10 protein-coding genes are annotated in these 13,066 nt (G+C 65.4%); all 10 read left to right on the plus strand.

Annotation, left to right across the window (positions count from 1 at the left end):
- Window positions 1–125: 125 nt before the first annotated feature.
- The 10 genes from PM1_RS27365 to PM1_RS27410 all read left to right on the plus strand — a co-directional run bounded on the left by PM1_RS27365 (window position 126) and on the right by PM1_RS27410 (window position 13,024).
- Entirely contained in the window at window positions 126–2,927 is a 2,802-nt protein-coding gene (locus PM1_RS27365) for an LPS-assembly protein LptD (protein ID WP_009615588.1), read from the plus strand.
- A complete protein-coding gene (gene surA, locus PM1_RS27370; RefSeq protein WP_009615587.1) occupies window positions 2,908–4,200 on the plus strand; it encodes a peptidylprolyl isomerase SurA in 1,293 nt (430 codons plus the stop codon). The genes PM1_RS27365 and surA overlap by 20 nt, the downstream gene beginning before the upstream one ends.
- 131 nt (window positions 4,201–4,331) lie before the next feature.
- On the plus strand, window positions 4,332–5,330 hold the full coding sequence (gene pdxA, locus PM1_RS27375) for a 4-hydroxythreonine-4-phosphate dehydrogenase PdxA (RefSeq protein ID WP_009615585.1): 999 nt from the start codon (window positions 4,332–4,334) through the stop codon (window positions 5,328–5,330).
- A 163-nt stretch (window positions 5,331–5,493) separates the two neighbouring features.
- Entirely contained in the window at window positions 5,494–6,303 is an 810-nt protein-coding gene (gene rsmA, locus PM1_RS27380; RefSeq protein WP_009615583.1) for a 16S rRNA (adenine(1518)-N(6)/adenine(1519)-N(6))-dimethyltransferase RsmA, read from the plus strand.
- 28 nt (window positions 6,304–6,331) lie between these two features.
- Window positions 6,332–6,712, plus strand: a complete 381-nt coding sequence (gene apaG, locus PM1_RS27385; protein WP_009615581.1) for a Co2+/Mg2+ efflux protein ApaG — start codon at window positions 6,332–6,334, stop codon at window positions 6,710–6,712.
- Complete coding sequence (locus tag PM1_RS27390) at window positions 6,712–7,536, plus strand: symmetrical bis(5'-nucleosyl)-tetraphosphatase (RefSeq protein WP_009615579.1); 825 nt, start codon at window positions 6,712–6,714, stop codon at window positions 7,534–7,536. The genes apaG and PM1_RS27390 overlap by 1 nt, the downstream gene beginning before the upstream one ends.
- Before the next feature lie 22 nt (window positions 7,537–7,558).
- Window positions 7,559–7,888, plus strand: a complete 330-nt coding sequence (gene glpE / locus PM1_RS27395) for a thiosulfate sulfurtransferase GlpE (protein WP_009615578.1) — start codon at window positions 7,559–7,561, stop codon at window positions 7,886–7,888.
- Between the two features lie 275 nt (window positions 7,889–8,163).
- The gene (locus tag PM1_RS27400) at window positions 8,164–10,086 is read left to right on the plus strand and encodes a PrkA family serine protein kinase (protein WP_009615576.1); all 1,923 of its coding nucleotides are present in this window, start codon (window positions 8,164–8,166) and stop codon (window positions 10,084–10,086) included.
- Window positions 10,087–10,202: 116 nt separating this feature from the next.
- On the plus strand, window positions 10,203–11,474 hold the full coding sequence (locus PM1_RS27405) for a YeaH/YhbH family protein (protein WP_009615574.1): 1,272 nt from the start codon (window positions 10,203–10,205) through the stop codon (window positions 11,472–11,474).
- The gene (locus PM1_RS27410; RefSeq protein WP_009615572.1) at window positions 11,471–13,024 is read left to right on the plus strand and encodes a SpoVR family protein; all 1,554 of its coding nucleotides are present in this window, start codon (window positions 11,471–11,473) and stop codon (window positions 13,022–13,024) included. Before PM1_RS27405 ends, PM1_RS27410 begins: the two co-directional genes overlap by 4 nt.
- Window positions 13,025–13,066: the final 42 nt, after the last annotated feature.

Consider the following 13,066-nt stretch of genomic DNA (forward strand, 5'->3'; position numbering starts at 1 on the left):
AAGGTGCACGTACGGTTCTTAGGGGGGGATCAGCCAGTAATGGCTGGTTCCCACCCGACTTTGAGCCCATCGAGTGGCTATGGCCGAATCTGGCCGATGGCTCGCAGGAAGCCCGGATTAACAAGATGGCAGTGATTCTCCCCGTGTTCCGTAGAAAGTTCCCCTTACTGGTGACCGGTGGCCTGCTGGCTATGCAGCCGCTCGCTTCCTCGACCGCCACGGCGGCCGAACAGTTCAACTGCACCCCCTCCGGCGGCAGCTGGGACTGCTCCTCGCAGCAGCCGGCCAGCGCCCTGCCGCCGCGTCCGGAGCATACCGAAAGCTCGGTCAGCACCCCCGCCAGCGGCGGCGCTGAAGGCGCAGCCGTCGCAGGTGCGGCTGCCGGCGCCGAAGAGCCCAGGCAGAAGCTGGTCACCGAGAGCGGCGGCAAAGGCCTCAAGTCGCGCAGCGCCGACTACAGCCACCTCGACTGGGTCCCGCGGGAGAAGCTCACCGCCGCCCAGCTGGCGGAAGTCGGCCCGTACTGCAGCGGCGCCTACATCGAGCCGACCCGCCCGGGCATGAACGACAAGACCCCGCGCGACGAGGCCCCGACCTACGTCTCGGCGAAGGTCTCGCGCTACGAGCAGGAGTCGCAGGTCGCGACCCTGGCCGGCAACGTGGTCCTGCGCCAGGGCAGCATGCAGGTGGAGGCCGACGAGGCCAACCTGCACCAGGCGGAGAACCGCGGCGAGCTGGCCGGCAACGTGCGCCTGCGCGACAACGGCGCGCTGATCGTCGGCGACCACGCCGACCTGCAACTGGACAACGGCGAGGCGAAGATCGACAACGCCGAGTACGTCATGCACCAGGCCCAGGTCCGCGGCAGCGCGCTCTACGCCAAGCGCCAGGAAGACGCGATCATCCAGCTCAAGGACGGCACCTATACCCGTTGCGAGCCGGGCAGCAATTCCTGGTACGTCAAGGGCAACAACATCAAGCTGAACCCGGCCACCGGCTTCGGCACCGCGACCAACGCGACCCTGCGGGTGAAGGACATTCCGGTGTTCTACACCCCCTACATCTATTTCCCGATCGACGATCGCCGCCAGTCCGGCTTCCTGCCGCCCACCCTGGGCAGCACCAGTGACACCGGCATGTTCGTGGTCACCCCGTACTACTTCAACCTGGCGCCGAACTACGACGCCACGCTGTTCCCGCGCTACATGGCCAAGCGCGGCCTGATGATGGAAGGCGAGTTCCGCTACCTGACCCACAGCAGCGAGGGGCAGGTCACCGCCGCCTACCTGAACGACAAGGACGACGACCGCGAAGGCCAGCCGCACTTCACCGACCAGCGCTGGATGTACGGCTGGAAGAATACCAGCGGCCTGGATTCGCGCTGGCTGGCGCAGGTGGACTACACCAAGATCAGCGACCCGTACTACTTCCAGGACCTGGACACCTCCCTGGGCCTGGGCTCGCCGACCTACGTGAACCAGCAGGGCGCCCTGACCTACCGCGGCGACGACTTCACCGCGCGCCTCAACGCCCAGGCCTACCAGTTGGCCACCGTGACCGACGTGACGCCCTACGACCGCCTGCCGCAGCTGACCCTCGACGGTCGCCTGCCCTACCACCCGGGCGGCCTGGAGTTCACCTATGGCAGCGAACTGGTGCGCTTCGACCGCGACCTGGACGAGGACGTCTACTTCGATACCGACGGCAACGTGCTCGGTCAGCGCCCGGACGTGAACATCTCCGGCCTGGCCCGCGCCACCGGCGACCGTGCGCACTTCGAGCCGGGCGTCAGCCTGCCGCTGGCCAGCAGCTGGGGCTTCCTGACGCCGACGCTGAAGGCGATGTACACCAAGTACGACCTGGACCTGGACGGCACCGGCAAGGCCCAGCTGAACAGCTCGACCAACTACGGCGAAGTCAGCTACGACAGCAGCCCCGACCGCTCGCTGCCGCTGGCCAAGCTCGACGGCGGCCTGTATTTCGACCGCGACACCACGTTCGGCGGCACCAAGTTCCGCCAGACCCTGGAGCCGCGCGCCATGTACCTGTACGTGCCGTACCGCAACCAGGACAACCTGCCGAGCTTCGACACCGGCGAGTTCAACTTCAGCTACGACTCGCTGTGGCGCGAGAACCGCTTCACCGGCAAGGACCGCATCGGCGACGCCAACCAGTTGTCCCTGGGCGCCACCTCGCGCTTCATCGAGGACAACGGCTTCGAGCGCGCCTCGGTCAGCGCCGGCCAGATCTACTATTTCTCCGACCGCCGCGTGCAACTGCCGGGCCTGACCGAGAAGTACATCCGCAACTACAACCTGGCGAACCCGAACAACCCGATCGACAACCCCGACGCGGACACCTGGCGCTCGCCCTACGCCCTGCAGGGCGTCTATCGCTTCAACCACGACTGGCGCCTGAGCTCGGACTACAACTGGAACCCCAACACGCACCACACCGACAGCGGCAGCGTGATGTTCCACTACCAGCCCGAAGCCGAGCCGCAGAAGGTGTTCAACGCCGGCTACCGCTACCGCGCGGACAGCAAGTCGTTCGACCCGAACCTCGGCCGCTTCAGCTACAACAGCGACGAGTACAAGATCGAGCAGCACGACTTCTCGGTCATCTGGCCGATCGTCCCGCAGTGGAGCGCGATCGCCCGCTGGCAGTACGACTACAACCAGAACCGCACCCTCGAGGCCCTCGGCGGCTTCGAATACGACAGCTGCTGCTGGAAACTGCGACTGGTCAACCGCTACTGGCTGAAGTACGACGACGACAACTTCTACACGTCCGACTCCAAGGCCGACCGCGGCATCTTCCTGCAAATCATCCTCAAGGGCCTTGGCGGCGTTGTAGGCAACCAAGTCGAAGGCTTCCTCGACCAAGGCATCCAAGGTTATCGTCAACGTGAAGACAGCTCTATGTAATGCCCTGCGCCCGCTGATGCTGGGCGCCCTGCTGGTCTGTTCCGCAGCCCATGCCGAAGTCACCCCGCTGGACCGTGTCGTGGCCATCGTCGACAACGACGTGGTCATGCAGAGCCAGCTCGACCAACGCCTGCGCGAAGTCCGCCAGACCATCGAGAAGCGCGGCGCGCCGCTGCCCCCCGAGCACGTGCTGACGCAGCAGGTGCTCGAGCGCCTGATCATCGAGGACATCCAGCTGCAGATCGGCGAGCGCTCCGGCATCCGCATCACCGACGAAGAGCTGAACCAGGCCATGGGCACCATCGCCCAGCGCAACAACCTGAGCCTGGACCAGTTCCGCGCCGCCCTCGCCCGCGACGGCCTGTCCTACGACGACGCCCGCGAGCAGGTGCGCCGCGAGATGATCATCAGCCGCGTGCGCCAGCGCCGCGTGGCCGAGCGCATCCAGGTCAGCGACCAGGAAGTGCAGAACTTCCTGGCCTCCGACCTGGGCAAGATCCAGCTCTCCGAAGAGTACCGCCTGGCCAACATCCTCATCCCGGTGCCGGACGGCGCTTCGCCGGAAACCCTCCAGGCCGCCGGCAGGCAGGCCCAGGAGGTCTACCAGCAGCTCAAGCAGGGCGCCGACTTCAACCAGCTGGCGATTTCCCGCTCGGCCGGCGACAACGCCCTGGAAGGCGGCGAGATCGGCTGGCGCAAGGCCGCCCAGCTGCCCTCGCCGTTCGACGGCATGATCGGCAGCCTGGCCGTGGGCGACGTCACCGAGCCGGTGCGCACCCCCGGCGGCTTCATCATCCTCAAGCTGGAAGAGAAGCGCGGCGGCAGCAAGATGGTGCGTGACGAGGTGCATGTCCGCCACATCCTGCTCAAGCCCAGCGAAATCCGCAGCGACGAGGAAACCCAGAAGCTGGCGCAGAAGCTCTACGAGCGCATCCAGAGCGGCGAGGACTTCGGCAAGCTGGCCAAGCAGTTCTCCGAAGACCCGGGCTCGGCGCTGCACGGCGGCGACCTCAACTGGGTCGATCCGGAATCCCTGGTGCCGGAATTCCGCGACGTGATGAACAGCATCCCGCAGAACCAGCTGTCCAAGCCGTTCCGCTCGCCGTTCGGCTGGCACATCCTGGAAGTCCTCGGCCGCCGCGCCACCGACAGCAGCGACAAGTTCCGCGAGCAGCAGGCAGCCCAGGTCCTGCGCAACCGCAAGTACGACGAGGAACTGCAGGCCTGGCTGCGGCAGATCCGCGACGAAGCCTACGTCGAGATCAAGCTATAAGCGCCCCGCGCGACACAGGAACCCGGCCCCGCGGCCGGGTTTCTTTTTATCCGCGCCCCACTTGGGCGTAGAGTGGGCCCATCCCGAACAACCCCGGCCGCCGGCGCGGCCGATGCTTAGAGACACCCGCCATGCAAGCCTCCAAGCCATTCGCCCTCACCCCCGGAGAGCCGGCCGGCATCGGCCCGGACCTGTGCCTGCTGCTGTCCCGCCAGGCCCAGCCCCAGCCGCTGGTGGCCATCGCCAGCCGGCAGATGCTGGCCGAGCGCGCCGCCCTGCTGGGCCTGGACATCCAGTTGCTGGAAACCGGCCCAGGCCAGTGGCCGCAGGCGCCCGCCCCGGCAGGCTCGCTCTACGTCTGGGACACCCCGCTGGGCGCGCCGGTAAAAGCCGGCCAGCTCGACCCGGCCAATGCCGGCTACGTGCTGCAGACACTGACCCGCGCCGGCCAGGGCTGCCTGGACGGCAGCTTCGCCGGGATGATCACCGCGCCGGTGCACAAGGGCGTGATCAACGAAGGCGGCGTGGCCTTCTCCGGGCACACCGAGTTCCTCGCCGAGCTGACCCACACCCCGCAGGTGGTGATGATGCTCGCCACCCGCGGCCTGCGCGTGGCGCTGGTGACCACCCATCTGCCGCTGCGCGAGGTGGCCGACGCCATCACGCCCGAGCGCCTGGCGCGCGTCACCCGCATCCTGCATGCCGACCTGCGCGACAAGTTCGGCCTGGCCACCCCGCGCATCCTGGTCTGCGGCCTCAACCCCCACGCCGGCGAAGGCGGCCACCTGGGCCACGAGGAAATCGACGTCATCGAGCCCACCCTGGAGCACCTGCGCGGCGAAGGCATGCAGCTGATCGGCCCGCTGCCGGCCGACACCCTGTTCACCCCCAAGCACCTGGAGCACTGCGACGCGGTGCTGGCCATGTACCACGACCAGGGCCTGCCGGTGCTCAAGTACAAGGGCTTCGGCGCGGCGGTGAACGTCACCCTGGGCCTGCCGATCATCCGCACCTCGGTGGACCACGGCACCGCCCTGGACCTGGCCGGCACCGGCCGCATCGACGGCGGCAGCCTGCAGGTGGCGCTGGAGACGGCTTACCAGATGGCGGCTAGTCGGATTGATAGTTGAAAGCTGGAAGCTGGAGGCTGGAGGCTGGAGGCTGGAGGCTGGAGGCTGGAGGCCAGGACGAAAGCGCATTTTTCGTACCAGCGCCAGGCTGGTAACATCGGCGTACGCGTCTTTCTCTTCCAGCTTCTAGCTTCAAGCTTCTAGCTGCTCCCTGGAACTCCCTATGTCTTCCGAGCTTTTCCAACATCGCGCGCGCAAGCGCTTCGGCCAGAACTTCCTGCACGACGCCGGGGTGATCCACCGCATCCTGCGCGCCATCGCCCCCAAGGAAGGCCAGCACCTGCTGGAGATCGGCCCGGGCCAGGGCGCCCTCACCGAAGGCCTGGTGGACAGCGGCGCGCAGCTGGACGTGATCGAGCTCGACCTCGACCTGATCCCGCAACTGAAGTGGCGCTTCGGCCTGAAGCCGAACTTCCGCCTGCACCAGGGTGACGCCCTGAAGTTCGACTTCGCCACCCTGCCCCAGGCCGGCGAGAAGCTGCGGGTGGTCGGCAACCTGCCCTACAACATCTCCACGCCGCTGATCTTCCACCTGCTGGAGCACGCCGGGATCATCCAGGACATGCACTTCATGCTGCAGAAGGAAGTGGTCGAGCGCCTGGCCGCCGAGCCCGGCGGCGGCGACTGGGGCCGGCTGTCGATCATGGTCCAGTACTTCTGCAAGGTGGACTACCTATTCACCGTCGGCCCAGGCGCCTTCAACCCGCCGCCCAAAGTGGAGTCGGCCATCGTCCGCCTGGCGCCCTACGCCGAGCCGCCGCACCCGGCCAAGGACCACCGCCTGCTCGAACGCATCGTCCGCGAAGCCTTCAACCAGCGCCGCAAGACCCTGCGCAACACCCTGCGCGGCCTGATGTCCATCGAAGACATCGAGGCCGCCGGCGTCGACCCCAGCCTGCGCCCGGAACAGCTGGACGTGGCCGACTTCGTGCGCCTGGCCAACCGCCTGGCGGAACTGGCCCCCGAGCAGTGAAACCCTCGACGAGACGCCCGAGCCGAGCATGAGCGATCCCCGATACCAGATTTCCGTCAGCGTCACCACCCGCCACCTGCCCGAGCAATCGCAGCCGGAGCAGCAGCGCTACGTCTTCGCCTACACGGTGACCATCCACAACCAGGGCGAGCAGGCGGCCAAGCTGCTCAGCCGCCACTGGATCATCACCGACGGCGACGGCCACGTGCAGGAAGTGCGCGGCGCCGGCGTGGTGGGCGAGAAGCCGCTGATCGAGCCGGGCACCAGCCATACCTACACCAGCGGCACCGTGCTGGCTACCAAGGTCGGCAGCATGTCCGGCAGTTACCAGATGGTCGCCGCCGATGGCCACCATTTCGACGCCGAAATCCCGGTATTCCGCCTCGCCGTGCCAGGGGCGCTGCACTGATGGCCACCTACGCCGTGGGCGACCTGCAGGGTTGCCTGGAGCCACTGAAACAACTGCTGCAGCGGGTTGCCTTCGACCCCGCCCGCGACAAGCTGTGGCTGGTCGGCGACCTGGTCAACCGCGGCCCGCAGTCGCTGGAAACCCTGCGCTTCCTCTACGCCATGCGCGATTCGGTGGTCTGCGTGCTGGGCAACCACGACCTGCACCTGCTGGCCGTGGCCTACAACGCCGAGCGCCTGAAGAAGGCCGACACCCTGCGCGAAATCCTCGAGGCGCCGGAGCGCGACGACCTGCTCGACTGGCTGCGCAACATGCCCCTGGTGCACCACGACGCCGAACGCGACGTCACCCTGGTGCACGCCGGCATCCCGCCGCAGTGGAGCATCGAGAAATCCCTGCAGCGCGCCGCCGAAGTGGAAGAGGCCCTGCGCGACGACCAGCGCCTGCCGCTATTCCTCGAAGGCATGTACGGCAACGAGCCGGCCAAGTGGGACAAGAAGCTGCACGGCATCGACCGCCTGCGGGTGATCACCAACTACTTCACCCGCATGCGCTTCTGTACCCCCGACGGCAAGCTCGACCTCAAGAGCAAGGAAGGCCTGGATACCGCGCCGGCCGGCTACGCCCCCTGGTTCAGCTACCCCGAGCGCAAGGCCGCCGGGCGCAAGATCATCTTCGGCCACTGGGCGGCGCTGGAAGGCCAGTGCGACGTGCCCGGCCTCTACGCACTGGACACCGGCTGCGTGTGGGGCGGTAGCATGACCCTGCTGAACGTCGACAACGGCGAACGCATCGCCTGCAGCTGCGCCGGCAACGCCGGCTGAGCCCACCCACAGAGCAGAGAACATGAGCGAATTCAAGCGCATCGCCCCCGAACAGGCCCACCAGCTGCGCCAGGCCGGCGCCCAGGTGGTGGACATCCGCGACCCGCAGAGCTACGCGATGGGCCACGTCACCGGTTCCCGCCACATCGACAACTACTCGGTGGCCGATTTCATCCGCCAGGCCGACCTCGATGCGCCGCTGCTGGTGTTCTGCTACCACGGCAACTCCAGCCAGAGCGCGGCCACCTACTTCGTCCAGCAGGGCTTCACCGACGTGTACAGCGTCGACGGCGGCTTCGAACTGTGGCGCAGCGTCTATCCCGCGGATACCAGCAGCGGCCAGGCGGACTGAGGGGCCCGGCCGAGGTTCCACAAATAAATCTGTAACTTCTCACCCGATTCCCCTTTACAGGCCGGATAACGAACTATCCTTTTCCTCAGGCCATCCAAAAGGGGAGAGCCGGCCCACCGGCTTCCGGGAATCGGCAGTGACCATTTGGGGCGGTTCAGGGCGCAAGCCAGGTACCGTTGGAGTTCTGGGGGAAATTCGCCGGCCACGCTGGCAGCCCGCCCGCACCCACTCACACCGATCCCGTGCCGGCTCCATGCATCGAGCGAGGAGACGTCATGAGTATTTTCAGTCACTTCCAGGAACGCTTCGAAGCGACCCGCCAGGAGGAATACTCCCTGCAGGAGTACCTGGATATCTGCAAGCAGGACAAGACCGCCTATGCCACCGCGGCCGAGCGCATGCTGATGGCCATCGGCGAGCCGGAACTGCTGGATACCTCCACCGACCCACGGCTGTCGCGAATCTTTTCCAACAAGGTGATCCGCCGCTACCCGGCGTTCGCCGACTTCCACGGCATGGAAGAATGCATCGACCAGATCGTCGCCTTCTTCCGCCACGCGGCCCAGGGCCTGGAAGAAAAGAAACAGATCATCTACCTGCTCGGCCCGGTGGGCGGCGGCAAGTCGTCCCTGGCGGAAAAGCTCAAGCAACTGATGGAGAAGGTGCCCTTCTACGCCATCAAGGGCTCGCCGGTGTTCGAATCGCCCCTGGGGCTGTTCAACCCGGATGAGGACGGCGCCATCCTCGAGGAAGACTACGGCATCCCACGGCGCTACCTGCGCTCGATCATGTCGCCGTGGGCGACCAAGCGGCTCAACGAGTTCGGCGGCGACATCAGCCAGTTCCGCGTGGTCAAGCTGCACCCCTCGATCCTCAACCAGATCGCCATCGCCAAGACCGAACCGGGGGACGAGAACAACCAGGACATCTCCGCCCTGGTGGGCAAGGTGGACATCCGCAAGCTCGAGGAGTACCCGCAGAACGACGCCGACGCCTACAGCTACTCGGGCGCGCTGTGCCGGGCCAACCAGGGCCTGATGGAATTCGTCGAGATGTTCAAGGCGCCGATCAAGGTCCTGCACCCGCTGCTGACCGCCACCCAGGAGGGCAACTACAACAGTACCGAGGGCCTGGGCGGGCTGCCCTACAGCGGCATCATCCTCGCCCACTCCAACGAATCGGAGTGGCACAGCTTCCGCAACAACAAGAACAACGAGGCCTTCATCGACCGTATCTACATCGTCAAGGTCCCGTACTGCCTGCGCGTCACCGACGAGATCAAGATCTACGACAAGCTTTTGATCAACAGCTCGCTGGCCCACGCGCACTGCGCCCCGGACACCCTGAAGATGCTCTCGCAGTTCTCCGTGCTGTCGCGCCTGAAAGAGCCGGACAACTCCAACATCTACTCGAAGATGCGCGTCTACGACGGCGAGAACCTCAAGGACACCGATCCCAAGGCCAAGTCGATCCAGGAATACCGCGATGCCGCCGGGGTCGACGAGGGTATGGCCGGGCTTTCCACCCGCTTCGCCTTCAAGATCCTCTCCAAGGTGTTCAACTTCGACCCGCACGAAGTGGCGGCCAACCCGGTGCACCTGCTCTACGTGCTGGAGCAGCAGATCGAGCAGGAGCAGTTCCCGCCGGAAACCCGCGAGCGCTACCTGCGCTTCATCAAGGAATACCTGGCGCCGCGCTACGTGGAATTCATCGGCAAGGAAATCCAGACCGCCTACCTTGAGTCCTACAGCGAATACGGCCAGAACATCTTCGACCGCTACGTGCTCTACGCCGACTTCTGGATCCAGGATCAGGAATACCGCGACCCGGAAACCGGCGAAATCCTCAACCGCGCCGCCCTCAACGAGGAGCTGGAGAAGATCGAGAAACCGGCCGGCATCAGCAACCCGAAGGATTTCCGCAACGAAATCGTCAACTTCGTGCTGCGCGCCCGCGCCGGCAACAACGGCAAGAACCCCAGCTGGCTGTCCTACGAGAAGCTGCGCGTGGTGATCGAGAAGAAAATGTTCTCCAACACCGAGGACCTGCTGCCGGTCATCAGCTTCAACGCCAAGGCCAGCAAGGAGGACCAGCAGAAACACAACGACTTCGTCCGGCGCATGGTCGAGCGCGGCTACACCGAGAAACAGGTACGCCTGCTGTCGGAATGGTATCTGCGCGTACGTAAGTCGCAGTAAAAAGCAGTTGAAAGCCGGATGCTGGAAGCCGGAAGCCAGAGGCATACCGTAACCCCCGGTTGCGGCCTGCTTCCAGCTTACCGCTTCCAGCTTCCAGCTCAGCCCGGAGGGCCTGTATGAGCTACGTCATCGACCGGCGTCTGAACGGCAAGAACAAGAGCACGGTGAACCGTCAGCGCTTCCTGCGGCGTTACCGTGAGCACATCAAGAAGGCGGTCGAGGAGGCCGTCAGCCGGCGCTCGATCACCGACATGGAGCACGGCGAGCAGATCAGCATCCCCGGCCGCGACATCGACGAACCCATCCTTCACCACGGCCGCGGCGGGCGGCAGACCATCGTCCACCCGGGCAACAAGGAATTCACCACCGGCGAGCACATCGCCCGGCCCCAGGGCGGCGGCGGTGGCCGCGGCGGCGGCAAGGCCAGCAACCAGGGCGAGGGGATGGACGACTTCGTCTTCCAGATCACCCAGGAGGAATTCCTCGACTTCATGTTCGAGGACCTGGAACTGCCCAACCTGGTCAAGCGCCACATCACCGGCAGCGACACCTTCAAGACCGTGCGCGCCGGCATCAGCAACGACGGCAACCCCTCGCGCATCAACATCGTCCGCACCCTGCGCTCGGCCCACGCCCGGCGCATCGCCCTGACCGGCTCCACCCGCGGCAAGCTGCGCGCCGCCGTGGCCGAACTGGAACGGCTCAAGCGCGAGGAACCGGACAACCTCGGCGACATCCAGGCGCTGGAGCAGGAAATCGACCGCATGCGCGCGCGCATCGACCGCGTGCCCTTCCTGGACACCTTCGACCTCAAGTACAACCTGCTGATCAAGCAGCCCAACCCCACCTCCCAGGCGGTGATGTTCTGCCTGATGGACGTCTCCGGCTCCATGACCCAGGCGACCAAGGACATCGCCAAGCGCTTCTTCATCCTCCTGTACCTGTTCCTCAAGCGGAACTACGAGAAGATCGAAGTGGTGTTCATCCGCCACCACACCAGCGCCCGCGAGGTGGACGAGGAGGAATTCTTCTATTCCCGGGAGACCGGCGGCACCATCGTCTCCAGCGCGCTGAAGATGATGCAGGAGATCATGGCCGAGCGTTATCCCACCCACGAGTGGAACATCTACGCGGCCCAGGCCTCCGACGGCGACAACTGGAATGACGATTCGCCGGTGTGCCGCGATATCCTGATGAAACAGATCATGCCGTTCGTGCAGTACTACACCTACGTCGAGATCACCCCGCGCGAGCACCAGGCGCTGTGGTTCGAGTACGAACGGGTGCGCGAAGCCTTCGAAGACAGCTTCGCCCAGCAGCAGATCGTCTCCGCCGCGGACATCTACCCGGTGTTCCGCGAACTGTTCCAGAGGAGGCTAGTCGCATGAGCAAGCGCCAGCCCATCGCCACCGGCTCGGAATGGACCTTCGACCTGATCCGCCAGTACGACCGGGAGATCAGCCGTATCGCCGAGCGCTACGCGCTGGACACCTACCCGAACCAGATCGAGGTCATCACCGCCGAGCAGATGATGGACGCCTACGCCTCGGTCGGCATGCCCATCGGTTATAACCACTGGTCCTACGGCAAGCATTTCCTCAGCACGGAAAAGAACTACAAGCGCGGGCAGATGGGCCTGGCCTACGAGATCGTCATCAACTCCGACCCCTGCATCGCCTACCTGATGGAGGAAAACACCCAGTGCATGCAGGCGCTGGTGATCGCCCACGCCTGCTACGGGCACAACAGCTTCTTCAAGGGCAACTACCTGTTCCGCACCTGGACCGACGCCAGCTCGATCATCGACTACCTGGTGTTCGCCAAGCAGTACATCATGCAGTGCGAGGAGCGCTACGGCATCGACGCGGTGGAAGACCTGCTGGACTCCTGCCACGCCCTGATGAACTACGGCGTCGACCGCTACAAGCGGCCCTACCCCATCTCCGCCGAGGAAGAGCGGCAGCGCCAGAAGGAACGCGAGGAACTCATCCAGCGCCAGGTCAACGATCTGTGGCGGACCATCCCGCGCGCCGCCGGCAAGGACAAGGAACAGGAACTGGCGCGCTACCCCAGCGAGCCGCAGGAGAACATCCTCTACTTCATCGAGAAGAACGCCCCGCTGCTGGAGCCCTGGCAGCGCGAGGTGGTGCGCATCGTGCGCAAGGTGGCGCAGTACTTCTACCCGCAGCGCCAGACCCAGGTGATGAACGAAGGCTGGGCGACCTTCTGGCACTACACCCTGATCAACGACCTCTACGACGAGGGCCTGGTCACCGACGGCTTCATGATGGAGTTCCTCCAGTACCACACCAGCGTGGTCTACCAGCCCGGCTTCGACAGCCCCTACTACAGCGGCATCAACCCCTACGCCCTGGGCTTCGCCATGTACCGCGACATCCGCCGCATCTGCGAGGAGCCCACCGAGGAAGACCGCCGCTGGTTCCCGGACATCGCCGGCAGCGACTGGCTGGCCACCCTCAAGTTCGCCATGAAGAGCTTCAAGGACGAGAGCTTCGTGCTGCAGTTCCTCTCGCCCAAGGTGATCCGCGAGTTCAAGCTGTTCAGCATCCTCGACGACGACCAGAAGGACGACCTGCTGGTCGACGCCATCCACGACGACGACGGCTACCGCAAGATCCGCGAGACCCTCGCCGCGCAGTACAACCTGGGCAACCGCGAGCCCAACGTGCAGATCTGGAACGTCGACCGCCGTGGCGACCGCTCCCTGACCCTGCGCCACCAGCAGCACGACCGCCAGCCGCTGGGCGAATCCACCGAGGACGTGATGAAGCACCTGCACCGCCTGTGGGGCTTCGACATCCACCTGGAAACCCTCAACGGCGAGCAGGTCGTGCAGACCCACCACATGCCCCCAAAGGGTGAACGCGAGAACGAGGACGGCTACCCGCGGCTGGACCTGATCATCCCGCCCATTTGATCGGTTGACCCTCCCCGGGGCAGGACCGAGCATGGTGCCAAG

The sequence above is a fragment of the Pseudomonas sp. M1 genome, from assembly GCF_022760135.1.
Classification (GTDB): Bacteria; Pseudomonadota; Gammaproteobacteria; order Pseudomonadales; family Pseudomonadaceae; genus Pseudomonas; species Pseudomonas citronellolis.

Excerpts from the sequence above, each read along its gene's own strand:
- PM1_RS27365 (WP_009615588.1), top strand. The coding sequence starts at position 126 with ATGGCAGTGATTCTCCCCGTGTTCCGTAGAAAGTTCCCCTTACTGGTG.
- pdxA (WP_009615585.1), top strand. The coding sequence starts at position 4,332 with ATGCAAGCCTCCAAGCCATTCGCCCTCACCCCCGGAGAGCCGGCCGGC.
- rsmA (WP_009615583.1), top strand. The coding sequence starts at position 5,494 with ATGTCTTCCGAGCTTTTCCAACATCGCGCGCGCAAGCGCTTCGGCCAG.
- apaG (WP_009615581.1), top strand. The coding sequence starts at position 6,332 with ATGAGCGATCCCCGATACCAGATTTCCGTCAGCGTCACCACCCGCCAC.
- PM1_RS27390 (WP_009615579.1), top strand. The coding sequence starts at position 6,712 with ATGGCCACCTACGCCGTGGGCGACCTGCAGGGTTGCCTGGAGCCACTG.
- glpE (WP_009615578.1), top strand. The coding sequence starts at position 7,559 with ATGAGCGAATTCAAGCGCATCGCCCCCGAACAGGCCCACCAGCTGCGC.
- PM1_RS27400 (WP_009615576.1), top strand. The coding sequence starts at position 8,164 with ATGAGTATTTTCAGTCACTTCCAGGAACGCTTCGAAGCGACCCGCCAG.
- PM1_RS27405 (WP_009615574.1), top strand. The coding sequence starts at position 10,203 with ATGAGCTACGTCATCGACCGGCGTCTGAACGGCAAGAACAAGAGCACG.
- PM1_RS27410 (WP_009615572.1), top strand. The coding sequence starts at position 11,471 with ATGAGCAAGCGCCAGCCCATCGCCACCGGCTCGGAATGGACCTTCGAC.